Below are 24,649 nucleotides of genomic sequence, written 5' to 3' on the forward strand. Positions count from 1 at the left end.
GGAAGCCGGCCAGAGCACCCGCGCATACGCCGTCCACCGCCGGTCCTCGGCCCGCGCCTTTTCCGGTTGCGCGGATAGAGCACCAGACCGTAGACAAGGCCGGTGGACCTCGATGCTTTCGTCTACCGGCGGTTCTATGAGCGCCTTCTCGAAACGGAGCGCGGCGAAGAACGCCTTGGCCTGCGTGAGTGGGTCGCCAGAGTGGCCGAACTGTTCGACGCGGTCGCGCCGCTTCGCCACCGCGAGTGGCCGCCAGGGCCGTCCACCGGCGATGAGGAGTCGAGGGAGTGGTACCTGGAAGCCCTGTTCGCACGTCGGCGACCTGCTGTTCTGCCGGGCCGGTGTCCACGTGCGGGCACCCTCCCGCCTGATCGACGCCGAGGTGGCGACCACGTCCATGCTGTACTTCACCCACCGGCGCGATCCCCGAAGAACCGATGACCTCGCCGTCGGCTGGGGCAGCAATTCCCAATATCGGACCAAATTTCATCGTTTCTACGACGACCCCGACGGGCTGCACCTCAATTGGGACGGTGCACAGTATCTGGAAGACGGCTACCGTGCCTCGGAGCAGGACGCCAACGCGGACCTGCCCCTCGAACGGCGCCGCGAGTTGCTCCTGCACCGCTACTTCGTCATTGCGCCTCTGCCGGCCGACGAAGACAAAGGGGACTGGTTCCCCTACGGCGACCGCCTCACGCTCCGTACCGCCACATGGCCTCTCGAGGCCGACGCCGTACTGCCCGATCCAGGTCATTGACCGCGACGTTCCGAACAACGAACGGGTGCCCGATGCGCATGTACCTGTCCTCATTCCGCCTTGGCGACCGGCCGGACCGGCTGCTCGCGCTACTCGACGGCTCCGGGCCGGGCGATGTCGCGGTGGTGGCAAACGCGATAGACGCCCAGCCCGAGGAGGAACGCCGTGCCGGGGTCCGCCGGGAGCTGGACGCGCTGACCGGCCTCGGCCTTCGGCCGGTGGAGCTGGATCTACGTAACTTCTTCGATCAGCCGGACGCCGTCGCGACGGCGCTCGCCCGGTTCCCCGCCGTGTGGGTACGGGGCGGGAACGTGTTCATGCTCCGGCACGCGCTCGCCCGCAGTGGCGCGGACACCGCGCTGACCGATCTCCTGCGCCGCGACGCCCTCGTGTACGCCGGGTACAGCGCCGGAGCCTGCGTGCTCGCGCCGAGCCTGCGGGGCCTGGAGCACTGCGACGACCCGCAGGTCGTTCCCGACGTCTACGGCGAACCGGTGACCTGGACGGGACTCGGCATCCTCGACCACGCCATCGTGCCGCACGTCGACTCCCCCGATCACCCCGAGAGCGAGGCCCTGAACGCGGTCGCGGCGCGGTACCGCACGGAGGGCGTCCCACATCGGCCGCTGCGCGACGGACAGGTCCTCGTGATCGACGGTGACGACGCCCGCGTCCACTGACCGGCCGCCCCGCGTACGGTGATCCGGCTCAGCGGAAGTCGGCGGCGTGGTCGCGGGCCCACTGGGCGAAGGGCAAGGGGACTCGGCCAAGTACCCGCTGGGCCGTGGTCGTGGCGGGTGAGCCACCGTTCAGGGCGGCCGTGACGAGGTCGACGACCGCGTCGGCGGCGTCCGGCGGCATGAACCGGCTGAAATGAATGCGCCCTTCCTCGGCGGAGAGCTCCTCAATGTGGATCGGTCTGCCGACCGCCTGGGCGATCAACTCGACCTGGTGACGCTGGGTCATCGGCTCCGGGCCCGTCAGCACACCGCTCACGTCGTCGACGCCGTCGAGCCCTGCCACGGCGACCGCGGCGACGTCGCGCTCGTGTACGGGCGCCATGGCCGCTTCGGGGTGGAGCAGCCGGACGACACTGTCCGCGCGGATCGAATGGCCCCAGCTCAGGGCGTTGTTGGCCAGTACGAGGGGGCGGATCGGGGTCCAGCGCAGCCCGGAGCCGGCCAAGGCCTGCTCGACGAGACGGTGCTCCTCGGCGATCGCGTTACCGGCCGCGTACGGCAGCAGCACCGACCCCGAGGACAACAGCACCACGTGGTCGACCCCGGCGTCCTGGGCGGCCTTGGCGAAACCTTCGACCCCTTCGGGCGGGCAGTACAGGAAGACCTTCTTCACACCGTCCAGCGCGGCGGGCAGGGTCTCCGGTCTGGTCAGATCGGCGGCGACCACCGGCACACCGGCCGGCAGATCCGCGAACGCGCGGTTACGGACCGAGGCACGCACCGGCTCGCCGGCGGCCAGAAGCAGCCTGAGGACCTCTCGCCCGATGCTGCCGCGAGCCCCGATCACCAACGTCGTCATCGTCCTTCTCCCATCCTCGGCGAAGCATTCGACCGGATCCAGGCTCGACTCAATAGCATCGATCGCCCAGCCGAACCGACCGCACCGGTGGCTTCCGACACGGACAGGCCGCGTCTGACGATTTCCGAAGCCTTCGGTGGCGTTTCGACAAGGACGACGTTCCGCTAAGCCGATCGCCTCGTGTTCCGGCCCCGACACTTCGCCTCGGGGATCGCCGGGGACGGCGAGACCTGACATAACGCCTGAATGTCGTTAGCGGGCGAGGGTCTTCGTTCTGCGCCGTACCTTCAGGCGGGAAAATTCTCGTCTGACGAAACGGCGCAGAACAAGGGCAGCAGTCCCGGACGGAAAAGAGTCCCGTAATTTGCCTCGATTACCTGGAATACAACCAGTCCAGGAGCGAATGGTCAATCCGGGCACGAAGCCGCGTTCGGCAGCGGAGGAACCCCGACCGCCCATCAATAGACCTTGGCATCGTTGTGGCGACACGCCACGCGTGTCGCCTGACGTGGCCCTCCTGGTCCTCACCGCATGCAGCCACCAAACCCCGAGTGTCGCGGTCAAGGGAAGCATCGTCATCGAGGACAAGAATGCGCCGACAACCAAATTTCAGTGGACCGATGATGGTTACTGCTACACCATAGGCCGCGACTACCTCGACATCGCTGCCGGAGCACCGGTGACCGTTTACGACGGTAAGAGGAAAAAGGTTGGCGCTGGCACCATCGGATCCCAAGCCCATACCGGTGGATTCATGAACTTCGGCGGCGTTTCCAGCCATAGTCCCACGACTTGCACATTCCCCTTCACCGTGACCGGCGTCCCGAAGCAAAAGCTCTACGGCGTCGAGGTCACTCACCATGGCGTCGTGAACTTCACCGCTGCCCAAGTCGACGCCGGCCAGGTCAAGCTCACGCTCGGGGACCCACACAACTGACGGCCGGTGGGCGGGTGGACAGGGGCGCGGTCGATCTGTCACCCTTCGGACATGATCATTGGAAAGGCGGACGCCGCCTTCATCGGGTGAGCGCGCTGCCGCAGCGGGAAGCTGCCGAAATCCGCGAAGAATGGCTGGGCCGGCTGCTGTCGACGTCGCCCGCCGACCGTCCGGCCGCAGAGGCCGCCATCTCCGAGCTCTACCGCCTGATCGGGCTCGATCCACCACGGTTCCACTGGGTGTCCTCACCCGCCGTAGCCCTGACGACCGTTCCCCCGGGCGTACGTCCGCGCCCTTCGGAACCGCTCGACCGCGTGACCGCGTGGCCGTTGCCGTCACGGTTCGAGCGGCTGGTAACTGAGCTGCGCCATGAGCTCGACGCCCTCGCGCGCTGGGCCGACCGGCCATTGGACGAGCTGATTCGCCGACGGGTCGAGATCTCGCTCGCCCAGTCCTCGTCCAGGTCGATCGTCATCGCGCTCCGCGCGGCCCACGACTCGCCGCTGCACATGGCGACCGCCTGGTACCGCACACAGTGTGTCTCCTGGGTCGCCCGCTACGACGCCTTCCGCCGATTGACCGGGGTGGGTTTCTCCCCGGAGCTGACGCGACGGTTCGAGCTCTGGGCCACGCTGGCCCGGTCGTGCGGCTGGTGGTGGCCGCGCGACGGGGCGTGTGTGCTCTCGGAGCGGCCCGTCGCCGTGAGCACCGAGGTGTGGGGCGACGACGGCGAGGTCCGGCTCCACTCCGTGGACGGCCCGGCCGTGCGGTACGCGGACGGCTGGGACGTCCACGCCTGGCACGGGACGCCGGTGCCCTCCTGGGTCATCGCGGACCCGACCGTCGAGCGGATCGCCCGCGAGACGAACGTCGAGGTCCGGCGGTGCGCGATCGAGCACATCGGCTGGGCCGCGTACATCGACCAGGCCGGGCTGCGCCTGATCGCGACCGCGCCGGACCCGGGGAACCTCGGATCGGAACTACAGCTGTACGACCTGCGCAAGGACGCCCGGGTGCTCCTCGCGGTCAACGGGTCCGTGGAACGCGACGGGCGGCGCCGCAGGTACGGGCTGACCGTGCCGGGTTTCCTCGACGATCCGATCGCCGCCGCCGGCTGGACGTACGGGCTGTCCGCCGAGCAGTACTCCCTCCTTCTTCGACGAACCTGAGGTGATCTCCATGACCGTGACGCTTGCCTCCCTGTCCCAGCAGACCGGACTCGCCGTGCTCGACCACCTCGAGACGTCGGTCACAATCCCCGTCGTCGACGGGCTTCAGGCCCAGGGCGACCTCATCGTCATCCCCTTCTCCATGGTCGCGGCGGCCATGGGCTTCTGGCCGGACCCGGCCTGGACCGATGTGCCGGCCGAGGGCGTCGAGCTGCTGCGCGGCGAGGCCGGTGGCAACCCGCACACGCTCGTCGCCGACCCGGGCACCTGCCGCTGGACCACGCGGGTCTCCGACTCCGACGGGCTGGCGATCGGCGTGTTCGAGACGTCGGCCGTCGCCTACCTGCTGCATCCGGAGCACGGAGCCACCGGCTGCGCACCCGGGACGTACGTCGTCCGGCGGCAGCGTGAGCGCGAGGGACGCCGGAGCCGCCTCGTCGCGGACTGATCCATCTCAAGCGGCCACCATGCGGCAGCGCCCGAGCCATGTCCACGGCTCGGGCGCTGCCCACGCTGATGGCAGGTCTAGAGGCGGGAGACCTGGTAGTGGCCGATCTGCCAGTCGTCTCCCGAACGCTTCAGCAGTACGCCGAGGTTGACGCTCAGCGTGGGCCGGTCGGTGAAGGAGAAGTCGACGGCCAGGTATCCGAGCACGAGGTCGTCGGAAAGGCGTCTGCTTTCCAGAATGCGATACGCGGCCGACAGGCCGAGGGGCTGGGATTCGTAGTAGTCGGCGACGCCCTGCCTCCCGACGCTGTAGGGGTGCAGCCCCTGGAAGATCGCGTCCTCGGTGAAGTGGGAGGCGACCCGATGCGGCTCGTGGGCGTCGACGCCCGCCTTCCACTGGTCGAGGACGCCGCGCAGGATCACTTCGGTGTCCGTCATGAGTGACCTGCGCTCACGCCACCGTCGACGTGGAGGATCTCGCCGGTGACGAACGGGGCGTTCTCCAGGTAGATCACCGCGTCCACGATGTCGCTCGGCTCGCCCATCCGGCCGACGGGTTGCAGGGCGGCGAGGGCCTCGTGGGTCTCCTCGGGGTGCATCGGGGTCCTGATGGTGCCCGGTGAGACGGCATTGGCACGGATGCCGCGGGTGGCGTACTCGATGGCGAGGGACTTGGTGGCGGACTGCAGCCCGCCCTTGGTCAGTGAGGCCAGCACGGAGGGGACTCGAGCGTCGGCGTTGTCGACCAGGCTGGTGGTGATGTTGACGATGTGACCGCCGCCCTGGGCGAGCATGCGCTCGACGGCCAGCTGGGTGATCCAGAAGAAACCGGTGAGGTTCACACCGGTCACGGCGGCGTAGTCGCCCTGGGTGTAATCGGTGAAGGGCTTGGCGACGAAGATTCCCGCGTTGTTGACCAGGGTGTCGACGCGGCCGAACCGCTCCACGGCGGCGGCGATGACGCGCTCGGCGGTGGCGGGGTCGACGATGTCGCCCTGGACGGTCAGGACGCCCGCGTCGTTGGACGGGGCGATGGTGCGCGAGGTGGCGACGACGGCGTAGGCGAGCTTGCGGTAGGCCTCGACGAGGCCGGCCCCGATGCCCTGGCCTGCGCCGGTGATGACTGCGACCTTCTGGTCCTGAGAACTCATGATGATCTTCTTTGGGATAAGGGTGGGATCCGTCGGCCCCGGCGGAGAACGCCGGGACCGACCAGGACGTCAGTGGTGCTTGGCTTCCGCGCATCCGGCGGAGAAGCCGGACGGGTAGCCGGCCGCGAAGCCCTCACGGAAGGCGGCGACGCCGGTGGTCGTCTTCTGCCGCTGCGCCGCGACCCCCATACTGCGGCAGGCCTTCTTGCCATCGGCGAACCCCTCGGAGTAACCCTGCCGGAATCCGGCGGCGTACGGCTCACGGGCGTGTTTCTTGTGCTTGTGCCTGGGGTGCGGCTTCACCGCGGAATGCCCTTGACCGATCGGCGTCACCGACGCCGATACCGACGCGACCCCACCCATGACCAGCCCGGCGCCCAGGACGGGCGTCAGCAGAAGCAGACGGATATGACGCATCGAGTGCCCCCTGTCCTCGTGCCGTTGATGGACAAAAGCATCCATTTCAACTACAGCCAGCGGGGACAGAGCAGGTCAACGCGATAGCACCAAACAGTGAGCAACGTAAGCTTTACTGTAAGACTCGGTGGAATAAGCGCCGACCGTCACGACCGGCCGAGGATCAGGCCGCTCGTGGGGACGCCCGTTCCGGCGGTCACGATGACGTTCTCGACCCCGGCGACCTGGTTGACCGAGGTGCCGCGGATCTGGCGTACGGCCTCGGCGATGCCGTTCATGCCGTGGATGTAGGCCTCGCCGAGCTGACCCCCGTTCGGATTGACGGGCAGGTGCCCGTCCAACTCGATGCCGCCGTCCGCGACGAAGTCCTTCGCCTCCCCGCGCCCACAGAAGCCGAGCTCCTCCAGCTGCACCAGAACGAACGGCGTGAAGTGGTCGTACAGAATCGCCGTCCGCACGTCGTCCGGCCCGATCCCGGCCTGCCGCCAGAGCGTGTCCCCCACGCGCCCCATCGCGGGCAGGGTCGCCAGGTCCGTCTCGTAGTACCCGAACATCATCATCTGGTTCGGCCCCGTGCCCTGCGCCGCCGCGTTGATCACCGCGGATGGGTGGGGCAGGTCGCGGGCGCGTTCGGCGCTCGTCACGACGATCGCGACGCCGCCGTCGGACTCCTGGCAGCAGTCGAGCAGGTGCAGGGGCTCGACGACCCACCGGCTCGCCTGGTGGTCGTCGAGGCTGATCGGCCGCTCGTAGAACCACGCCTTGGGGTTGGTCGCCGCGTGGCGGCGCATGGCGACCGCCACCCGGCCGAAGTCCTCGCTGGTCACGCCGTACTCGTGCATGTAGCGCCGGGCGTACATCGCCACCCAGGCCGCCGGGGTCGCGAAGCCGTACGGCAGGTGCCAGGAGAACTCCAGGTCGGTGGACGTGGCGGCGTGCTCCGAGCGGGGCGCCGCCTGGCCGAAGCGGCGCCCGGAGCGCTCGTTGAACGCCCGGTAGCACACGACCGTCCGCGCCTGCCCGGTCGCCACCGCCATCGCCGCGTGGGCGACGGTGCCACAGGCCGCGCCGCCGCCGTACTCGACGCGGGAGAAGAAGGACAGGCCGGGGATGCCCAGCTCCCGCGCCACCGCGATCTCGGAGCTGGTGTCCGACGAGAACGTCACCAGGCCGTCGACGTCGGACGGCGTCAGCCCCGCGTCCTTGATCGCGTCGACGCAGGCCTCGGCGGCGAGCTGGAGCTCCGAGCGCCCCGACTCCTTGGAGAACTCGGTCGCCCCGATCCCGGCGATCGCCGCCTTCCCGGAGATCGTCATGCTCGCTCCTCGAGTCGTACGGTCGCGACGGCGTGGTCGCCGAGACTCACCGCGCCGCGTACCTCGACGGTGCGCTCGTCGACGACGCGGCCGGTCATGGTCAGCGTGTCACCGGCGTACGCGGGGACGCCGAGCCGTACGGAGATGCCCTCCAGGGCGGCGTCCGGCAGACGCTCCAGGACGTAGCGCTGGACCAGGCCGATCGTGGTGAGGATGTTGAGGAAGATGTCCTTCGACCCCTGCGCCCGGGCGAGGGCGGTGTCGTGGTGCACCGGCGTGAAGTCGCGGGTGGCCAGGGCGGTGGCGATGACGAAGGTCGGCGTCAGCTCGACGCTCAGCCCCGGCAGGCCGTCGGCGGCCTCCACGGCCGGCTCCGGCGTGGCCCTCGGCGCTCCCGCCGGGCGCCACTGGGGCAGGGTCAGCTCGTTGTCCATCTCCTGGAAGAACAGCTCGACGGGCATGCCGACGCGTACCTGGTCGGGCGGGCAGTCGAGCAGGTTGCCGACCATGCGCACGCCCTCCTCCAGGTCGACGAGCGCGACGACGAACGGCGGCTCGTGCCCGGGGACCGGCGGGTGGTGGTGGACGACGTAGCTGTGGAGCGTGCCACGGCCGCTCGCCGCGACGTGGTCGCGTTTGGTCGCGTGGCAGCTCGGGCACATCGGGCCGGGTGGGTGGCGCAGCCGCCCGCACTCGGCGCAGCGCTGGATGCGCAGCTCGCCCTCGCGTACGCCGTCCCAGAAGAAGCGGCTGTCGAGGCCGACGGCGGGCCGCAGCGGGTGACGGCCCTTCGCCGCGCCGCCCGAGCGGGTGCGCGGACGGAACTTCAGCACCCGGAACATCATCTCGGCGACGCGCTCGTCCCCGGAGTACCAGGCCTGGTACCAGGTGACGAAGTAGCCCTCGCCCAGGCCGGTCCGCTTCGGACCGGTCACGCCGCCGAACCTCATGGTCGAGCGCAGCCGCTCGCCGTGCCGCAGGTACCGGTCGTAGGTCTGCTCGCAGTTGGTCGCGACGACACCGGTGAACCCGGACTCGTTCAGCAGCGTCAGGGCGCGGTCCGCGATCGACGGGGGCTTGCCGGGGTCCAGTCCCGGCATCGACCAGACCTGGATCATCGCCGGGGGGGCGGTCTCCGCCCAGCGGTCGCCGTGGTCGCCGAGCGCCTGGGTCCAGTTGCGGATCATCGCGGCGTTCACCGGGTCCGCGCAGGGGGACCCGGGGCTCTCCCCCGCGGCGGTCAGCTCCTCGGCGAGGGCCATCAACTGATCGTGCAAGATCTCTCCTTTACCGGGGGGCGCGCGGCAGGCCGAGGCCGATCATCGCGATGAGCTCCCGCTGGATCTCGTTCACGCCGCCGCCGAAGGTCAGCACGATCGCGCCCTTCACCCCGTGGTCGAGACGGTCGATGAGGTCGCGGGTCTCCTCGTCGCCGGGATCGCCGTAGCGGGCGAGCGCCTCGCCGACGACGCGGCCGACGTCCTGCATGCGCTCCGACCCGTAGATCTTGGTCGCGGACGCGTCGGGCGCGCCGAGCCAGCCGAGGTCCATGTTCGCGGCGACCTGCCAGTTGAGGAGTTCGTTGACGCGCAGGTACGCGTGGACCTGCGCGACCGCGCGCCGTACGTCGGGCTGTTCGATGAGCGGCCGGCCGTCGCGGCCCTTCTTGGTCCGGGCCCAGCGGACGAAGCGGTCGTAGGTGTGCCCGATGTTCCCCGCCGGGCCGAGGGTGACCCGCTCGTGGTTGAGCTGGTTGACGATGAGGTTCCAGCCCTTGTTCTCCTCGCCGACGAGCAGGTCCGCCGGGACCTTGACGTCCTGGTAGTAGGTGGAGTTCGTGTGGTGGCGGCCGTCCATGGTGACGATCGGCGTCCACGAGAAGCCGGGGTCCTTGCAGTCGACGATGAGCATCGAGATGCCCTTGTGCTTCTTGGCCTCCGGGTCGGTCCGCGCGGCCAGCCAGACGTAGTCGGCGTAGTGCGCGCCCGAGGTGAAGATCTTCTGGCCGTTGACGATGTAGTGGTCGCCGTCCCGGACCGCCGTGGTGCGCAGCGCGGCCAGGTCGGTGCCGGCGCCGGGCTCGCTGTAGCCGATCGCGAAGTGGCACTCCCCGGCGAGGATGCCGGGCAGGAACCGCTTCTTCTGCTCGTCGGTCCCGAACTGCACGAGCGTCGGCGCGACGGTGTTCAGCGTGATGATCGGGTACGGCACCTCGGCGCGGGCGATCTCGTTGGCGAAGATCTGCTGCTCGACGGGCCCGAAGCCGCGGCCGCCGTACTCCTTGGGCAGCGCGATGCCGAGCATGCCGTCGCGGCCGAGCCGCCGGCAGTGCGCCATGTACGCCGTGCCGAACGGGTCGTCGGCGATCCCCTCGCGCTGCTCGGCGGTCAGGCAGGAGGCGAAGTAGTCGCGCAGCTCGGCGCGGAGCGCCTTCTGCTCGTCGGTCAGGTCGATGAACATCAGGCCACCAGAGCTCCAATCGCGTCGAGCTGCGCCTCCGCGCCGCCCAGCAGGTGCGCGTGGTGCTTGGCCCACGCGAAGTACCGGTGCAGCGGGTAGGTCACGTCCAGGCCGAGCCCGCCGTGCAGGTGCTGGCAGGTGTAGAAGGCCTTCAGCGCCGGGTCGCAGGCGTTGTACGCGGCGACGGCGAGGACCTCCGCGGCGTCGTCGTACCCCACCGCGAGCCGCCACACGCCCGCCCACACCGCCACGTCCAGGGCGCGCTTGGCGATGTAGACGTCGCCGATCTGCATGGTGACGGCCTGGAACTCGGCGAGGGGCCTGTCGAACTGCTCGCGGGTCTTGACGTGCTCGGTGGTGAGCGTGAGGGCCGCGTCGAGCACGCCGGAGACGATCGCGACCGCGCCGGCGGTGGCGTACCCGGTGAGGGTGCCGTACGCCCCGGCGTCCAGCAGCGCGTCCGCGCCGACCCGTACGCCCTCCAGGCCGATCCGTGACAGCGGCTCGCCGGTGGCCGACGGCTGCGGGGCGAATGTCGCCTGGCCGGGCTCGACGAGGAAGACGCCGATCCCGTCCACGAGACGCGCCGGGACGAGGATGAGGTCGGCCTGCCCGGCGTACGGGACGAAGGTCTTGATCCCGTCGAGGACGTACGCGTCGCCGTCGCGGCGTGCGGTCGTCGTGAGGCCGGTGCCCGGCTCGCGGAAGGCGACGCTCAGGACCGAGCCGCCGTCGGCGAAGCCGGCGAGCCGCTCCGCGCCGCCGTGCCGGGCGAGCGTCATCGCCGCGACGAGGGAGGCGTACGCGGGGACCGGGGCGACGCGCGCGCCGACCTCCCGGAGGACGACCGCGAACTCCACCGCCCCCAGCCCGGCGCCGCCCAGTTCCTCGGGCAGGCAGGCGCCGAGCAGCCCGGCGTCGGCGAGGGCCTTCCACAGCGCCGTGTCGTACGGGGCGCCGGATCTCTCGTGCGCCTCCAGGCGCTCGGTCGTCACTTCGCGTTCGAGCAGGCCGGCCGCGAGTCCCTGTAGTTCCCGCGCGTTCTCGTCCAGGTCGAAGTCCATGGTCCCCTTCTCACTCCGTGGCGCCGGAGGGCCACAGGCGTCCCCGGCCCCGGCTCTCGAACTCGGCGCGCAGCCGGTCGACGTCCTCGGCGGTCATGCGGCGGAACTCCGGCTCCCGGCCAGGCCGCCACCACACCGGATCGGAGGTGTTCCAGGCCTCCGCCGCGAGCGCGCGCTTGACGACCTTGTTGGAGGCCGTGCACGGAAGCCGGCCGGCGACCCGGACGTAGCGCGGCGTCCACTTGGAACCCAGGTCCGCGCGGCCGCGCAGGTACGCGGCGAACCGGTCGGGGTCGAAGTCGCCGACCAGCGCCACCATCACCTGGTCGCCGGCCGCGACGTCCGGCACGCCGTACACCGCGAGCTCCTCCGCGCCCGGCAGCTCGCCGAGCACCCGCTCGACCTGGGCGGCGCCGAAGTTCTCGCCGTCGACGCGCAGCCGGTCGGCGTGCCGCCCGGCGAAGAACACGAAGCCGCCGGCATCCCGGTAGGCGAGGTCGCCGCTCCAGAACATGCCGTCCCGGAGCCGGTCGTCGGCCTGTTCGTTGTAGTAGCCGTCGAACAGGCCGAGCCCCTTGGTGTTCACGAGCTCGCCGATCGCCTCGTCGCCGTTGGTCACGCGGCCGTCGGCGTCCAGCCGCGCGGGCGGGCACTCCCGGCCGGTCTCCGGATCGAGGATCCTGATGCCGTCACCGAGGCGGCCGAGCGCTCCCGGCGGTCCGGCCGGGTCGGGCGACAGGGCGATCGCGGTCTCCGTGGAGCCGTAGCCGTCGACGACCGCGCAGCCGAACCGCGCGCCGAACCGCTTCTGCTCCAGCGGGGCCGCCTCGTTGCCGAAGGCGACCCGCAGCGGGCTGTCCGCGTCGTCGGCGCGTTCGGGCGTGGCCAGGACGTACGACAGCGCCTTGCCGACGTAGTGCAGGTACGTGCAGCCGTACCGGCGGACGTCGGGCAGCGTGCCGGAGGCCGAGAACCGCACGCGGAGCACGAGCTGCGCGCCGGCCGCGAGCGCCGGCGCGTACGCCGCCATGACGGCGCCGGAGTGGAAGAGCGGCATGGGGCAGTAGACGACGTCGTCGGGGCCCAGCAGGCGGCCCGCCAGGATCGCGCCGGGCACGACGACCTTCCGGTGCGTGACCCGCACCGCCCTCGGCCGCCCCGACGTGCCGGACGTGAAGATCAGCATCAGGAGCGTGTCCGGCGCGGGCGCGTCGACCGGCGCGGGCGCGTCGACCGGCGCGGGCGCGTCGACCGGCGCGGGCGCGTCGACCGGCGCGGGCGCGTCGACCGGCGCGACCGATGCAGGCGCCTCCGAAGGCGCGACCGGGGCCGGGACGTCGACGGGTGTGACCGGCGCGGCACCGGACGGCGCGACCGGCGGGGGCGCGCCGAGCGGCGAGGCCGCCGCGGCCGCATCAACCGGCACCGGCGAGTCGAAGGGCGGGGCCGGGCGGGGTTCGGCGACCGGGAGGCCGGTACGGGAGGCGACCTGGTCCGCGAGGGCCGCGTGGCGCGGCTCGGTGACGATCAGGTCGCAGTCGGCGCGCGTCGCGTCGCCGGCCAGTTCGTCGGCGCTACGGGTCGTGTTGAGCGCGACGATCACGTTGCCGGACAGGGCCGCGCCGCCGAGCAGGAAGACGAACTCGGGGACGTTGTCGAGCAGGACTCCGACGTGCAGCGGGCGCGTGCCTCTCGGCATCGCCGCTCTGGGAATCCTCGCTCTGGGAATCCTCGCCATCCAGCCGGCGCGGGCGGCGCATTCCCCGACGACCTCGCGCCAGGTCCAGGCGGCGTCGCCGAACCGCAGGCCCACGCGGTCGTCGGCGGCCCGCGCCCGGAGCAGGTCGGCCACGGTGCCGGACACCGCATCACCTCCCGGTCGGTCTCACCCGGATGAAAACTAGAACAGATTCTAATATGTGTCCACTGCCGGAGATCGACGACCGCACCCGAAGGGATGTCAGAGTCCGCTTACCTCGGTGAAACCTCCTCATCCCCGCAACACTCCGGTAATACATAACGTGTTCTCGCCAGCGGTACTCTGGTGCTCGACACGCGCGGGCGGGGCACCGCGCTCCCAGCCCAAGGAGTCGTCGTGACGGCAGAGTCCGCAGCCGCCAGCCACCAGGGGGTCCGCTCCCGCAGCCAGTACCAGCGCCGCCGCCGCATCGTCCAGGCGGCCGCCGCCCTCGCCTCCCGCGGAGGCGTCGAGGCGATGCAGATGCGCACCGTCGCCGAGCGCGCCGGAGTGGCGCTCGGCACGCTGTACCGCTACTTCCCGTCCAAGATGGACCTGGTCGTCGCCGTCGTCAGCGAGGAGATGGACACCCTCGAGGGCAGCCTCGATCGCCGCCCGCCCCGCTCGGCGACCGCGGCCGGGCGCGCCGTCGAGGTGCTGATGCGCGCCACGCGCGGACTGATGCGCGAGCCGGAGCTCGCCGATGCCCTGATCAGGTCGCTGCTGCTGTCGGACGTCAAGACGGACTTCGGCGACCGCATGGCGGGCATGCTGGCCCGGGTGACGGCGACCGACGCCGAGCGGGGGACCGACGAGAGCCGGGTGCTGCTGCGGTCGCTGAGCAGCGTGTGGGTGATGGAGATGCTGGAAGTGCTGCGCGGCCACACCACGAACGAGGTGATCCAGGTGCGGCTGGAGATCGCCGCGGCCCGCCTGCTCGCCGACTTCTGACGCCGGGAGGCACGGCGAGACCGGCCGGTGAGGGGCGGGTCCACGACCCGCCCCCGGGGCGGTCAGGCGGCCATGATCTGCTGGAACATCCCGGTGCGGATCAGGTAGAGGGCCAGCCGGGTGAGGAGGGCCTCGAGAAGCATGACGAGCGCCTTCGCGAGGACCGCCGACACGATGTCAGGCATGGGGCACCTACGGGGTTGAGGGATACCTTCGCGTGAAGTATGCCTCTTTGTCCGAATTAAAGCGACTGTCGGGGATGACGACGGAGTGAATATTTTCCCAAGTCAGACCCTGTTTCGCCGCAGGCGCGTCAACAGCACCGCGGCCACGGCGAAGGCCAGGGCCGAGCCCAGCGCGATCGCCCAGGAGTGCGGCAGCAGGGGACGGCTGCCGAAGAAGTGACTGAGACCCGGCACCTGCACGATGATCCCCAGCGCGGCGATTGACGCGAGGCCCGAGCCGAGCACCAGCGGGTCGCGCCCGCCGGCCGCGATCGTCTGAGCCAGCTGCGTGGTGACGAGCGCGACCAGACCGGTGGTGTCGGCCTGGCCGCGGGTGCCGCTCATCCTCGCCAGTACCCACGCGACCAGCGCGGCGCCCGCCGTGGCGCCCGCGCGCACCGTCACGTCGCGGGTGAGCGCGCCGCCCAGCGACCGGTCCGGGCCCTCCGCGAGGAGCTCCTCGTGCGTCACGCCGGACGGCGGGCGGGCCGCGAGGGCGATCGCGGGGAGCATGTCGGTGAGCAGGTTGACCAGGAGGAGCTGGCGCACGTTGAGCGGGCTGCGCCCGCTGAGCAGGCCCGTGCCCACCGTGAAGGCGATCTCGCCGAGGTTGCCGCCGAGCAGCACGGCCAGGGCGTCACGCGTGGACCGCCACATCGCCCGGCAGTCGGCGATCGCGTCGGTGATCGTCTCGATCCGGTCGTCCGTGACGACGACGTCCGCGGTCTCGCGGGCGGCCGGCGTGGCGCGCTCGCCGAGCGCGATGCCGACGTCGGCGAGCCGGATGGCCGGGGCGTCATTGGCGCCGTCGCCGGTGACGGCGACCACTCTTCCGGCCGCCCGGAGGGCCTGGACGACGCGGGCCTTCTGCGCGGGGCTGACCCGGGCGTAGACCGACACCCCGGCCAGCGCGTCGGCCAGTTCCTCGTCGCGCAGGGCGTCGAGGTCGGGCCCGGTCAAGATCCGGCCGTTCAGCAGGCGCAGTTCGGCGGCGATGGCCTCCGCGGTCGTCGGATGGTCACCGGTGATCATGACCACGTCGACGCCCGCCCTGCGCAGCCGGTCCACGGCCTCGGCGGCGGTCGGCCGGACCGGGTCGGCGATGCAGGCCAGGCCGAGGAAGCCCAGCCGGTCGATGCGCGACTCGGTCAAATCCCGGCGCCCCGACGCCGGGCGCTCGGCGACCGCCAGCACCCGGTACCCCAGACGCGCCAGCCGGTCCACCTCCTGCTCGACCTTCTCCCGCGCCTTCTGGTCGAACGGGACGGGCCCGTCGTCCCGAAGCCAGGTGTCGCACCGCTCCAGGATGATCTCCGGTGCGCCCTTGACGCTCAGCAGCTGACGGCCGTCCGTCCGGCCGAGGACGGCGTGGTAGCCGCGCCCGGGTTCGAACGGCAGCTCGTCGACCCGCTCCCAGGACTTCAGGCCCTCGCCCGCGGCCATGTCGAGCTTCCGGGCCGCCCTCATGATCGCCCGGTCGGTCGGGTGCGGCAGCCGGCCGCCGCCGGGGTCCGGGGTCGCGCGGACGGCGGCCGCGATGATCCTCCGGAAGTACGGCGACAGCTGCTTCTTCTTCACCGGGGCGGCCGCCATGCCGTCGGACACCTGCCGCAGCCGCAGCCTGCCCTCGGTCAGCGTGCCCGTCTTGTCGAAGCAGAGCACGTCGATGCGGCCCAGCGCCTCGATCGTGCGCGGGTTGCGGACGAGCGCGCCACGCCGGGACATCCGGCGCGCCGTCGCGAGCTCGGCGGCCGTGGCCACGAACGGCAGTCCCTCGGGGACGGCGGCGACGGCGAGGCTGACCGCCGGCCCGAGCGCCTGCGCCATCGAATGCCCGCGCAGCAGGTCCGACAGGAAGAGGACCGCCCCCGCACCGAGCGCGACCGGCAGCGTCACCTCCGTCAGCGCGCGCAGGCGCGCCTCGACCCCGCCCAGACGCCGTTCGCCGCCGGCCTGCCGCATCGTGCGCCCGACCTCGGTCTGGGCGCCCGTCGCGACGACGACACCGGTCGCGTTCCCCGCCGCGATCACCGTGCCCTGGTACAGCATCGAGGCCCGCTCGGCGACCGACCGCGACAGGCTCGGCCGGGGGCTCTTCGTGACCAGCTGCGACTCCCCGGTGAGGCTGGACTCGTCGACCTCCAGGTCCTCGGCGGCCAGCAGGCGCAGGTCGGCCGGCACGGCGTCTCCGGCGGTCAGCACGACGACGTCGCCGGGGACGAGCTCGTCGGCCGTGGCCCGCGGTTCCTCGCCGTCCTCGCCGTCCCCGCCGGGACGGCGGAGCCGGACGCGTACCGCGCTCAGGTCGACGAGCCGCCGCAACGCGCGGTCGGCGCGGACCCGCTGGAGGCCGGACATCACGGCGTTCACCCCGAGGACCGCGCTGATCAGGGCCGCGTCCGTGATCGATCCCATCACCGCCGAGACCCCGGCGCCCGCCGCGAGCGCCGGCGTGAGCGGGTTGTCGAGCTCCTCGACGGTGACCTGCGCCAGGCCTGGCGGCCGTACCTCCTCCCCCAGGTCGGAGCGCCGCCGGGCGGCCTCGTCCTCGTCGATGCCGGACGCCGACGAGTGCAGCCGGCTCAGCACGGCCATGGCCGGCCACGCGTGCCACGGCGTACGGTCCTGCGGGACGGGGGCGGGCCGCCGGGCCAGGACCCGGCCCGACCAGGTGCCGACGGCGAACGCAGCGATGGTGGCGAAGTCGACCGCGAGCTGCGCGCGCCGCGCCGCCCCGGCGGACGACCCCGCCGCGGCCAGCAGCGCCCCCGACGCCGACCCGACGGCGGCGGTGTGCGCGGCCCGCGCGCTGGCCTGCTTCGCCGCCGGCATCGACTCCAGCAGCACGCACGCCTCGGCCAGGCCGGGGCCGCACAGCAGTTGCGCGCCCCACGGCGGCCGGTGGCCTGGGCTCAGCACGCCGATGCCGACGTCCGCCGCCGCGAGCGACTCACCGCCGTGCGCCGCGACGAGCGCGACGGCACGCCCCTCCTCCTGGCACTGTCGTACGGAGGCGAGCAGCCGGTTCCCGCCCGCGACCCTGCGGTCCACGTTCAGCCGCTGCGCCAGCGGCGCGGCGCCGGCCACCGCGACCGACCCGACTCCCCGCGCGGCGGTGATCAGCGCCTCGGCCAGCGGAGCGAGCTCGGCGACCACGGAGACGAGGGCGACGGGTTCGCCGTCGCGGGTCAGGAGGAGCACGCTCGCGCCCCGCTCCCGCAGCTCGGCCGCGTGCTCGCGCGCGACCGCCGGGAGGCCGGATGCGGACACGAAGTCGCCCGTGCCACGGCGGCGCGCCCCGGCCGGCCGTACCGGGGCGACCACCCAGGCGCCCTCCTCTTGCCGGACGTCCGGCCGTTCCAGGTCGACCAGCGCGTGGGCGCGTTCGTGGGCCTCCTCAGCGCCGACCGCCGGCGACAGGGGGACGACGTCCTCGATCATCATGTCGCCGGTGCGCAGCACCGAGGCGTCGACGATGACGTGGTCGATCCGGTCGAACCGGCGCAGGCTCTCGGGGTTCAGCACGACGATGTCGTGGTCGGCGGCGATCCGGCCGATCTGCGTGGCGAAGGCCTCGCGGCCCATCCGCGCCGCCCGCGGCACGCCCGCGGCGAGCACTCCCTGCGCCCGCGCGCCGTCGCGCGTGAAGAAGTACGTGCCCACCGCGGCCGTGATCGCCGCCGGTACCGTCCAGGCCACCCGTTCCACGGGTCCGTGGGGCATCGGCACGGGCCGCTCCGGCTCATGCATGGCCGGGGCGTCGAAGGCGCCTTCGTGCTGGACCAGGTGCTCCACGCGCCGGTGCCAGGTCGTCTGATGCCCGCGCATCTCCCCCACCCGGACGCCCCGGTGCACGGAGCCGATGAGGAGGCCGACCGGCTGCTGCGCCAGCGCCTGCGCGGTCGCGAGGGCACTGCCGATGACCATGTCGGTGGCCGCGTGCCCGATCATCTGCGACAGCCGCTCCCGCACCTGAGGCGTCGAGTCGACCATCGCGATCGCGGTGCCCACGGCCGGGGGGATGGGGACGGCGCGCAGCGCCAGCCGGCCCGCGATCGCGGTGCCGGCACCGGTCAGGTACGCCGCGACGAGGGCCGTCTCCCGCAGGACCCCCTTCCGGTGCGCCGGGTCGCGATGCCGGGCGTACGGGTCGTCGGCGGCGCCGTGGCGGTCCTCGACCTTCTCGACCACGTCGATGAGCTGGTCGACGGGCACCTCGCCGTCCTCGATCACCATGACGGTCCCGAGAACGCCGTTGACCTCCGCCCGCGCGACGCCCGCGACCTTCAGCATCTCGGCGACGAGGTCCGTCGCCATGTCCTCACGGCCGGGGTGGTGCACGCCGCGAACGCGGATGCTCGTCCGCCCCTCGGCCCGGTGTACCCGTCGTTCCTCGATCGCCTCCACGACGGCCCGCAGCACGGCCCCCGACTCCCGTACGGCGGCCCCGGGAAGCCGGCCGACCACACCCGGCAGACGCGCGACCTCCCCCGACACCCGCATGGCGGCACCCGGAAGACGCGTCACCGCACCCGCGGCCCCACTCGACCCCCGCACCGCAGCCCCCGAAAGATGCGCCCCCGCACCCGCAGCCCCACTCGACACCCGCGCAGCGGCACCCGGAAAGCGCATCACCGCACCGGCGGCCCCTCCCGACGCCCGCATGGCAGGAGCGGGAAGCCGCGTCACCGCACCCATTGCCTCGCTCGAGGCCCATACGGCGGCGCCGGAAAGCGCCGCGACCATGCCCGCGACTTCCCCCGAGGCCCGCGCAGCGACCCCAGGAAGACACACCACCCCACCGACGGCCTCACCCGACGCCCGCACGGCGGCACCCGGCAGACGCGTCACCGCACCTGCGGCCCCACTCGACGCCCGCACGGCGGCGCCCGAAAGGCGCCCCGCCGCACCCGCGGCCTCACCCGAGGCCCACGCCGCGGCACCGGAAAGCGTCGCCACCACACCCGCAGCCTCACCCGACGCCCGCACGGCAGCGCCCGGAAGGCGCGCAACCGTACCCACAGCCTCACCCGACGCCCACGCGGCGGCACCCGGAACACGCGCGACCGCACCCACAGCCTCACCCGAAGCCCGTACCGCGGCACCCGGAAGACGCATCACCGCACCTGCGGCCTCGCCCGAGACCCATGCGGCGGTGCCGGAAAGCGTCGCCACAGCACCCGCGACATCTCCTGAGGCCCGTACGGCTGCGCCAGGCAGCCGCCCCGCCGCGCCCGCGACCTCCCCAGAGGCCCGTACGGCGGTGCCTGAAAGGCGCGTCGCAGCCGCCGCGACTTCTCCCGAGGCCCGCACGGCGGCGGCCCCCGAGAGGCGCGCGGCCTCACCCGAAGCGCGCGCCAGCAGGCCCGGGACCGCTGCCGTTCCGCCTGACGCCCGCGCGACCGTACCGGGCAGAGTCGTCGTCGCCTGGAGCAGACCGGTCGCGGTCTGGAGGAGGCGTGGCAGCGGCATCGGTCAGGGGCCCGGCCGTCATGCGCCCTGCGTCGCCCTCGACCGGCTGGTCGAGCCCCCGGCGCCGCCGGACTGGCTCGCGGTCGCGCCCTGGCTCGCCGTCGCCCTCTGGCTCGCGGTCCTGCCCGCAGCCGTTCTGCTCGCGGCCGTCCTGCTCGACGCCGTCCTGCTCGTGGTCGACCTACCGGTGGTCGTCCTGCTCGCGGCGGTCCTGCCGCCGGTCGTGGTCCGGCTCCTGCTCGTGGTCCTGCCCGCCGTCCGGCTCGTGGCGGCCGGCGCGCCCGCCGTTTCTCCGGTGGCCTGTTCCCGCGCGGCCCGGGTGGGCCGGGCGGCTCCGCGTCGGCCGCCGAAGGCACGGCGTGCCACTATGGTGCCGAGGCCGACGGCGGCCGCCACCGGCCAGTCGATGATTCCGAAGACCGCTGCGGCGCCCAGACCGCCGTAGAACGCCAGCCGTTCCGGGGGCGGCAGGTGGGAGGCGGCGGCCCGTCCGGCGTCGCCGACGTAGGAGGCCCCGGGAACGGGGACCTTCATGACCTTCACGTGCGGCATGACCACGGGGACCGGGACCTTCGCCCCGTGCTCCGCGCGGCGCGACGTCCGGGTCGCGGCCTCCGTTCGGCCGCCCCTGGAGGTGGTCGTCGTTCGCGTCGTCCTCGACGACGCCGGCTTGCTCTTCGTGGCTTTCTTCTGCACGGCCATGCCGACCATCCCCCGCTCGTGCCGGAACACCGTTTCCGCTCTCGAAGGTCCACGTTGCTCCGCGAAAGGCCTCGACACAAGCCCACAAGAGGAGATCCGGACAGACCTTTTCCCTGGTCAGGGTCATACAGAGGACAAGTTCAGGCGATTTGCACCAAACGCTGGGATTGTTCCCAGCCAGGGTCGGGCGAGCGCGCCGGTACGCCGTCTCGTAGAGGGCGGCGGCGAGTCCGGGCAGCGGGTACGTGCATCATCGACTCGGCCTCGACTCTCGTGAGAAGGGGTTCGACTCTCGTGAGGAGGAACATGTCGGACGAGGAACCCGGGCACGAGCCCGACTACCGGTTCTCGCTCGCCAACGAACGGACGCTGCTGGCCTGGGTGCGGACGTCCTTCGGGCTGGCCGCGCTCGGCATACCGCTGGCCGGCGGCATCCAGGGCGTGGTGCTGCCGGGCTGGCACCGCGAGATCGGACTGGGCGCGATCGCCCTGAGCGTTCTGATCGCTCCGTTCGCCTACGTCCGGTGGCGACGGGCGCAGGAGGCCATGCGGCTGGGCGTGTGCCTGCCACGTGACCCGCTTCCCACCCTGTTGGCGGCGGGCGTGGCGATCCTGTTCGCCCTCACCCTCGTGAGCGGGATCGTGACCCGGTGAGCTCCGGTCTGCAGGCCCAGCGAACGGAACTCGCGTGGCTGCGCACGGCGCTGTCCTGCTGGGCGGTCGGCCTGCTCGCCTTCAAGATCGCTTTTCCGGTGGGGGCGGCGGCCCTGCTCGCCCCGGTGACCCTAACGGTCATCGCGCACCGCAGGCGGCGGCTGCTGCGCGCGAACGGCGCCCCGCCGCCGATGTCGCGCATGGAGGGCGTTCTCGCGGTCGGCACCTGCATGGTGATCGCGGTCGCCGGCGTGGTGCTGCTGTGAGCGGGAGCGCGGAGATGGGGGCGCTGGACCGGTCAGCCGGGTCGGGGGCCGGTCAGTGAGGTTGGAAGCGCCGGTCGGTGAGGTCGGGAGCGCCGGGACCGGTCAGTACCCGCGGCGGATGGTGAAGATCGCCCAGACGACCTTTCCGTGGCCGTACAGCGGCGTCCAGCTCCACGAGTCGCTGAACGCGTCGACGAGATAGAGGCCGCGCCCGCTCTGGGAGACGAAATCGGCCTCCCCCTGCGTCGGCACCTCATCGCTGGGATCGGCGACCGCGCAGGTCAGCCGGCCCTCCGCGCGTACGAGGCCGAGAGTGATCGGCGTATCGCCGAAGGGACGGCCCCCGACGGCGTGCCGCAGGGCGTTGGTGACGAGTTCGGAGACGACGAGCCCGACGTCGTCGTACATGGCCGTCAGGCCCCAGCCCGCCAGTCCCTTGCGAGCGAACTCCCGGGCCTCCCGGACGCATTCGGGCACCGCGGAGAGGTCCAGCGTGATCGCGTTCGATCCGACGTTCATGGCCGACCGGGCGTGATCGGACCACGGTCCACCCCGCGCGATCGCCGACCACAGCCACTCATGCGCTTCGTCGACTTTCTCACCGGTCATCCAGCGCGCTCCGTGTGCTGTCATCGCGATCCTCTGGGAAGCAGTGATCGGCGTGCCTCGCGCGCTATCCTGCTCGACATGCCTTGCAGATGCAAGGCCCGATGCACGTGCAGACGATCGTGCAAGCTCTGACATAGAGGGAAGGGAGTGGCAGACTGTGCGCTGACCGATGCTCATGGAGGTAGGGGTGGACACAGCGCAGCCCGCAGGAGGACCGACCGTTCTTCGCCGGCTCCTCGGTGCTCAGCTGCGCCGGTTGCGGGAGCGGCAGGGCATCACGCGCGAGGAGGCCGGATACGCCATCCGGGCCTCCGGCTCCAAGATGAGCCGCCTGGAATTGGGCCGGGTGGGCTTCAAGGAGCGCGACGTGGCCGACCTGCTCACCCTTTACGGCGTCATGGACGAGCGAGATCGGGAGACCCTTCTCGCCCTGGCCCAGGACGCCAACACTCCTGGCTGGTGGCACAGGTACGGGGACGTTCTTCCGGGCTGGTTCGAGACCTACGTGGGGCTGGAAGAGGCGGCTGCGCTGATCCGCACCTACGAGGTCCAGTTCATCCCCGGTCTGCTACAGACCGAGGAATACGCCCGCGCCGTCATCTCCCTGGGCAACTCGGCCGCGCCTCCGGAAGAGATCGAGCAGAGGGTCAGCCTGCGGATAACTCGTCAGAAGCTGCTCACCCGAGGGGACGGACCCCGACTGTGGGCGGTCGTGGACGAGGCGGCGTTGCGACGCCCGATCGGGGGACGAGAAGTGATGCGCGGCCAGATCGAGCGCCTCATCGAGGCGACGAAGCTGCCGAACGTCATTCTTCAGGTGCTGCCGTTCCGGGTCGGCGGTCATACCGCCGAGGCCGGGGCGTTCACCATCCTGCGGTTTCCCGAATCGGACCTGCCGGACGTGGTCTACGTCGAGCAACTGACCAGTGCGCTGTACCTGGACAGACGCGACGACGTGGACGCCTACATGGAGGCGATGGAACGCCTCTGTGTGGTCAGCGCACCTCCGGACAACACCGCCGAGATCCTCAGCAGGATTCTCCAGGAGACATGAATGCAGTATCGGGTCTACAACGGCATGTCCGCCACGGATATCGCCGACGTGCGGTGGCAGAAGAGCCACCGGAGCAACTCGCAGGGTAACTGCGTCGAGTTGGCGCAGCTTCCCGACGGGAGCGTCGCGGTCAGAAACTCCCGGCATCCGGCCGGACCCGCCCTGGTCTACACGAAGGCGGAGATCGAGGCCCTGATCCAGGGCGCCAAGGCCGGCGACTTCGACACGCTGATCGCCTGACCACATCGCACACAACACCCCCGCCCGGGCATCCTCGGCCGGGGGTAACCGAAGGGGCACCACACCGGCCTCCGCGGCCACGCTCTCCGACTCGAAACCGAACAAGAACAAGTTCTCTCCGTCATCGACAGAGGCGGACAGGCTTGCAGACACCGTCTTAGAACGGGTTATAGTTTCGGTGAAGCGTCGTAACCGCAGGAGGCCAGATGGGCTCGCCGGTCATCGTGGAAGCCGTACGCACACCGATCGGCAAGCGCCGCGGATGGCTCGCCGGGCTCAAACCCCAGGCGGTGCTGGCCCACGCCCAGCGCGCCGCCGTCGAGCGCGCCGGGATCGACCCGGCCGATATCGGCCAGGTGTTCGCCGGCTGCGTCACCCAGGCGGGTGAGCAGGGCGGGCACGTCGGACGCCACGCCTGGCTCTACGCCGGACTGCCCTACCAGGTCGGCGTCACGACGATCGACGCCCAGTGCGGGTCGAGCCAGCAGGCCGTTCATCTGGCCGCCGCCCTCATCCACGCCGGCGTCGTCGAGGCCGCGATCGGCTGCGGTGTCGAGGTGATGAGCCGCGCGCCCCTCGGCGCGAACGTCGCGAGCACGGGCCCCTGCGAGGAGGCCGGCGGACGGCACCCGTACGTGCGCCCCCGCCCGGACGACTGGTCGATCGACCTGCCGGACCAGTTCACCGCCGCCGAGCGCATCGCCGCGCGCCGCGGCCTGACCCGCGCGGACCTCGACGCCTTCGGCCTGCGCTCTCAGCAGCTGGCGGCCAAGGCCCAGGCGGACGGCCGGTTCGAGCGTGAGATCGCGCCGATCGAGGCGCCGGTGCTCGGCGACGACGGCGCGCCGACCGGGGAGGTCCGCACCGTCACCCGCGACCAGGGGCTGCGCGAGACCACGCGGGGCGGCCTGGCGAGGCTGCGACCGGCCGCCGGGGACGGGCTGCACACGGCCGGAACGTCCTCGCAGATCTCCGACGGCGCGGCGGCCGTGCTGGTGATGTCCGAAGAACGGGCGCGGGCGCACGGTCTGCGACCCCGCGCGCGGATCCGGGCCCAGGCGCTCGTCGGCGCCGAGCCGTACTACCACCTCGACGGCCCGGTCCAGGCGACGTCCACGGTCCTCGCGTCGGCGGGCATGTCCATGCGGGACATCGACCTGTTCGAGGTGAACGAGGCGTTCGCGTCCGTGGTCCTGTCCTGGGCGTCGGTCCACGAGCCGGACCTGGACCGGGTGAACGTCAACGGCGGCGCCATCGCCCTCGGCCATCCGGTCGGCGCCACCGGGGCCCGGCTCATCACCACGGCCCTGCACGAACTGGAGCGCCGCGACGCCTCCACGGCCCTGGTCACGATGTGCGCCGGCGGCGCCCTGTCGACCGCCACCATCCTCGAACGCGTCTGAGACACGCGCCGCACCCCGTCCGGCCCGTTCCGAACCCTCTCACCGGCACGGCCGCGCCACTCCCGCGGCCGCACCC

General features: G+C 71.8%; 24 protein-coding genes. 12 read left to right on the forward strand and 12 right to left on the reverse strand.

Annotated elements, in window-relative coordinates:
• Positions 1 to 397: 397 nt before the first annotated feature.
• Together ABEA24_RS42550 and ABEA24_RS42555 are read left to right on the forward strand one after the other, a co-directional pair.
• Positions 398 to 760 (forward strand): hypothetical protein, encoded by a 363-nt coding sequence (locus ABEA24_RS42550; RefSeq protein ID WP_345439407.1) that lies wholly within the window; start codon positions 398 to 400, stop codon positions 758 to 760.
• 32 nt (positions 761 to 792) lie between these two features.
• A complete protein-coding gene (locus ABEA24_RS42555; RefSeq protein WP_345439409.1) occupies positions 793 to 1,440 on the forward strand; it encodes a Type 1 glutamine amidotransferase-like domain-containing protein in 648 nt (215 codons plus the stop codon).
• Positions 1,441 to 1,468: 28 nt separating this feature from the next.
• On the opposite strand, the gene ABEA24_RS42560 is transcribed toward ABEA24_RS42555, so the two are convergent.
• Entirely contained in the window at positions 1,469 to 2,299 is an 831-nt protein-coding gene (locus ABEA24_RS42560) for an NAD(P)H-binding protein (protein WP_345439411.1), read from the reverse strand.
• A gap of 496 nt (positions 2,300 to 2,795) precedes the next feature.
• On the opposite strand from ABEA24_RS42560, the gene ABEA24_RS42565 reads away from it, so the two are divergent.
• From ABEA24_RS42565 to ABEA24_RS42575, 3 genes are all read left to right on the forward strand, one after another.
• Positions 2,796 to 3,236 carry a hypothetical protein gene (locus ABEA24_RS42565; RefSeq protein ID WP_345439413.1) on the forward strand — a complete coding sequence of 147 codons (441 nt, stop codon included), beginning with the start codon at positions 2,796 to 2,798 and terminating at the stop codon, positions 3,234 to 3,236.
• 86 nt (positions 3,237 to 3,322) lie between these two features.
• Complete coding sequence (locus ABEA24_RS42570; RefSeq protein WP_345439415.1) at positions 3,323 to 4,405, forward strand: DUF6745 domain-containing protein; 1,083 nt, start codon at positions 3,323 to 3,325, stop codon at positions 4,403 to 4,405.
• A 10-nt stretch (positions 4,406 to 4,415) separates the two neighbouring features.
• Positions 4,416 to 4,853: a hypothetical protein gene (locus tag ABEA24_RS42575; protein ID WP_345439417.1), complete on the forward strand. Its 438-nt coding sequence runs from the start codon at positions 4,416 to 4,418 to the stop codon at positions 4,851 to 4,853.
• A gap of 77 nt (positions 4,854 to 4,930) precedes the next feature.
• Here ABEA24_RS42575 and ABEA24_RS42580 read toward each other — a convergent pair whose 3' ends face one another.
• The 8 genes from ABEA24_RS42580 to ABEA24_RS42615 form a co-directional block, all read right to left on the reverse strand.
• Positions 4,931 to 5,290: a nuclear transport factor 2 family protein gene (locus ABEA24_RS42580; RefSeq protein WP_345439419.1), complete on the reverse strand. Its 360-nt coding sequence runs from the start codon at positions 5,288 to 5,290 to the stop codon at positions 4,931 to 4,933.
• Positions 5,287 to 6,003, reverse strand: coding sequence for an SDR family NAD(P)-dependent oxidoreductase (locus ABEA24_RS42585; RefSeq protein ID WP_345439421.1), 717 nt, complete (start codon positions 6,001 to 6,003; stop codon positions 5,287 to 5,289). The genes ABEA24_RS42580 and ABEA24_RS42585 overlap by 4 nt, the downstream gene beginning before the upstream one ends.
• Before the next feature lie 69 nt (positions 6,004 to 6,072).
• Positions 6,073 to 6,420 carry a hypothetical protein gene (locus ABEA24_RS42590; RefSeq protein WP_345439423.1) on the reverse strand — a complete coding sequence of 116 codons (348 nt, stop codon included), beginning with the start codon at positions 6,418 to 6,420 and terminating at the stop codon, positions 6,073 to 6,075.
• A gap of 146 nt (positions 6,421 to 6,566) precedes the next feature.
• On the reverse strand, positions 6,567 to 7,736 hold the full coding sequence (locus ABEA24_RS42595; protein ID WP_345439425.1) for a lipid-transfer protein: 1,170 nt from the start codon (positions 7,734 to 7,736) through the stop codon (positions 6,567 to 6,569).
• Positions 7,733 to 9,013, reverse strand: a complete 1,281-nt coding sequence (locus ABEA24_RS42600; protein WP_345439427.1) for an OB-fold domain-containing protein — start codon at positions 9,011 to 9,013, stop codon at positions 7,733 to 7,735. Before ABEA24_RS42600 ends, ABEA24_RS42595 begins: the two co-directional genes overlap by 4 nt.
• 10 nt (positions 9,014 to 9,023) lie before the next feature.
• A complete protein-coding gene (locus ABEA24_RS42605; RefSeq protein ID WP_345439429.1) occupies positions 9,024 to 10,196 on the reverse strand; it encodes an acyl-CoA dehydrogenase family protein in 1,173 nt (390 codons plus the stop codon).
• Positions 10,196 to 11,260, reverse strand: coding sequence for an acyl-CoA dehydrogenase family protein (locus tag ABEA24_RS42610; protein WP_345439431.1), 1,065 nt, complete (start codon positions 11,258 to 11,260; stop codon positions 10,196 to 10,198). The genes ABEA24_RS42605 and ABEA24_RS42610 overlap by 1 nt, the downstream gene beginning before the upstream one ends.
• A 10-nt stretch (positions 11,261 to 11,270) precedes the next feature.
• The gene (locus ABEA24_RS42615) at positions 11,271 to 13,124 is read right to left on the reverse strand and encodes an AMP-binding protein (protein ID WP_345439433.1); all 1,854 of its coding nucleotides are present in this window, start codon (positions 13,122 to 13,124) and stop codon (positions 11,271 to 11,273) included.
• Between the two features lie 231 nt (positions 13,125 to 13,355).
• Between ABEA24_RS42615 and ABEA24_RS42620 the strand changes: the two genes are divergently transcribed.
• Entirely contained in the window at positions 13,356 to 13,949 is a 594-nt protein-coding gene (locus ABEA24_RS42620; RefSeq protein WP_345439435.1) for a TetR family transcriptional regulator, read from the forward strand.
• A 62-nt stretch (positions 13,950 to 14,011) separates the two neighbouring features.
• Here the strand turns inward: ABEA24_RS42620 and ABEA24_RS42625 are convergent, their stop codons facing one another.
• Complete coding sequence (locus tag ABEA24_RS42625) at positions 14,012 to 14,134, reverse strand: hypothetical protein (RefSeq protein ID WP_345439437.1); 123 nt, start codon at positions 14,132 to 14,134, stop codon at positions 14,012 to 14,014.
• Between the two features lie 102 nt (positions 14,135 to 14,236).
• The gene (locus tag ABEA24_RS42630; protein WP_345439439.1) at positions 14,237 to 18,700 is read right to left on the reverse strand and encodes a cation-translocating P-type ATPase; all 4,464 of its coding nucleotides are present in this window, start codon (positions 18,698 to 18,700) and stop codon (positions 14,237 to 14,239) included.
• Between the two features lie 736 nt (positions 18,701 to 19,436).
• Between ABEA24_RS42630 and ABEA24_RS42635 the strand changes: the two genes are divergently transcribed.
• The 3 genes from ABEA24_RS42635 to ABEA24_RS42645 all read left to right on the forward strand — a co-directional run bounded on the left by ABEA24_RS42635 (position 19,437) and on the right by ABEA24_RS42645 (position 21,267).
• Positions 19,437 to 20,090, forward strand: a complete 654-nt coding sequence (locus tag ABEA24_RS42635; RefSeq protein ID WP_345439441.1) for a hypothetical protein — start codon at positions 19,437 to 19,439, stop codon at positions 20,088 to 20,090.
• Between the two features lie 563 nt (positions 20,091 to 20,653).
• The gene (locus ABEA24_RS42640) at positions 20,654 to 21,001 is read left to right on the forward strand and encodes a YidH family protein (RefSeq protein ID WP_345439443.1); all 348 of its coding nucleotides are present in this window, start codon (positions 20,654 to 20,656) and stop codon (positions 20,999 to 21,001) included.
• Positions 20,998 to 21,267: a DUF202 domain-containing protein gene (locus ABEA24_RS42645; RefSeq protein WP_345439445.1), complete on the forward strand. Its 270-nt coding sequence runs from the start codon at positions 20,998 to 21,000 to the stop codon at positions 21,265 to 21,267. Before ABEA24_RS42640 ends, ABEA24_RS42645 begins: the two co-directional genes overlap by 4 nt.
• 102 nt (positions 21,268 to 21,369) lie before the next feature.
• On the opposite strand, the gene ABEA24_RS42650 is transcribed toward ABEA24_RS42645, so the two are convergent.
• Positions 21,370 to 21,876 carry an ATP-binding protein gene (locus ABEA24_RS42650; protein WP_345439447.1) on the reverse strand — a complete coding sequence of 169 codons (507 nt, stop codon included), beginning with the start codon at positions 21,874 to 21,876 and terminating at the stop codon, positions 21,370 to 21,372.
• 187 nt (positions 21,877 to 22,063) lie between these two features.
• Here ABEA24_RS42650 and ABEA24_RS42655 point away from each other — a divergent pair, with 187 nt between their 5' ends.
• From ABEA24_RS42655 to ABEA24_RS42665, 3 genes are all read left to right on the forward strand, one after another.
• Positions 22,064 to 22,930, forward strand: coding sequence for a helix-turn-helix domain-containing protein (locus tag ABEA24_RS42655; RefSeq protein WP_345439449.1), 867 nt, complete (start codon positions 22,064 to 22,066; stop codon positions 22,928 to 22,930).
• A complete protein-coding gene (locus ABEA24_RS42660) occupies positions 22,931 to 23,170 on the forward strand; it encodes a DUF397 domain-containing protein (protein WP_345439451.1) in 240 nt (79 codons plus the stop codon).
• 206 nt (positions 23,171 to 23,376) lie between these two features.
• Positions 23,377 to 24,573 carry a steroid 3-ketoacyl-CoA thiolase gene (locus ABEA24_RS42665; RefSeq protein ID WP_345439453.1) on the forward strand — a complete coding sequence of 399 codons (1,197 nt, stop codon included), beginning with the start codon at positions 23,377 to 23,379 and terminating at the stop codon, positions 24,571 to 24,573.
• The last annotated feature ends 76 nt before the right edge of the window (positions 24,574 to 24,649 follow it).

It is taken from the genome of Actinoallomurus vinaceus, assembly GCF_039542055.1.
GTDB lineage: Bacteria > Actinomycetota > Actinomycetes > Streptosporangiales > Streptosporangiaceae > Actinoallomurus > Actinoallomurus vinaceus.

Excerpts from the sequence above, each read along its gene's own strand:
- ABEA24_RS42585 (WP_345439421.1), bottom strand. The coding sequence starts at position 6,003 with ATGAGTTCTCAGGACCAGAAGGTCGCAGTCATCACCGGCGCAGGCCAG.
- ABEA24_RS42575 (WP_345439417.1), top strand. The coding sequence starts at position 4,416 with ATGACCGTGACGCTTGCCTCCCTGTCCCAGCAGACCGGACTCGCCGTG.
- ABEA24_RS42665 (WP_345439453.1), top strand. The coding sequence starts at position 23,377 with ATGGGCTCGCCGGTCATCGTGGAAGCCGTACGCACACCGATCGGCAAG.
- ABEA24_RS42580 (WP_345439419.1), bottom strand. The coding sequence starts at position 5,290 with ATGACGGACACCGAAGTGATCCTGCGCGGCGTCCTCGACCAGTGGAAG.
- ABEA24_RS42595 (WP_345439425.1), bottom strand. The coding sequence starts at position 7,736 with ATGACGATCTCCGGGAAGGCGGCGATCGCCGGGATCGGGGCGACCGAG.
- ABEA24_RS42560 (WP_345439411.1), bottom strand. The coding sequence starts at position 2,299 with ATGACGACGTTGGTGATCGGGGCTCGCGGCAGCATCGGGCGAGAGGTC.
- ABEA24_RS42610 (WP_345439431.1), bottom strand. The coding sequence starts at position 11,260 with ATGGACTTCGACCTGGACGAGAACGCGCGGGAACTACAGGGACTCGCG.
- ABEA24_RS42605 (WP_345439429.1), bottom strand. The coding sequence starts at position 10,196 with ATGTTCATCGACCTGACCGACGAGCAGAAGGCGCTCCGCGCCGAGCTG.
- ABEA24_RS42555 (WP_345439409.1), top strand. The coding sequence starts at position 793 with ATGCGCATGTACCTGTCCTCATTCCGCCTTGGCGACCGGCCGGACCGG.
- ABEA24_RS42590 (WP_345439423.1), bottom strand. The coding sequence starts at position 6,420 with ATGCGTCATATCCGTCTGCTTCTGCTGACGCCCGTCCTGGGCGCCGGG.
- ABEA24_RS42640 (WP_345439443.1), top strand. The coding sequence starts at position 20,654 with ATGTCGGACGAGGAACCCGGGCACGAGCCCGACTACCGGTTCTCGCTC.
- ABEA24_RS42650 (WP_345439447.1), bottom strand. The coding sequence starts at position 21,876 with ATGACCGGTGAGAAAGTCGACGAAGCGCATGAGTGGCTGTGGTCGGCG.
- ABEA24_RS42550 (WP_345439407.1), top strand. The coding sequence starts at position 398 with ATGCTGTACTTCACCCACCGGCGCGATCCCCGAAGAACCGATGACCTC.
- ABEA24_RS42660 (WP_345439451.1), top strand. The coding sequence starts at position 22,931 with ATGCAGTATCGGGTCTACAACGGCATGTCCGCCACGGATATCGCCGAC.
- ABEA24_RS42625 (WP_345439437.1), bottom strand. The coding sequence starts at position 14,134 with ATGCCTGACATCGTGTCGGCGGTCCTCGCGAAGGCGCTCGTCATGCTT.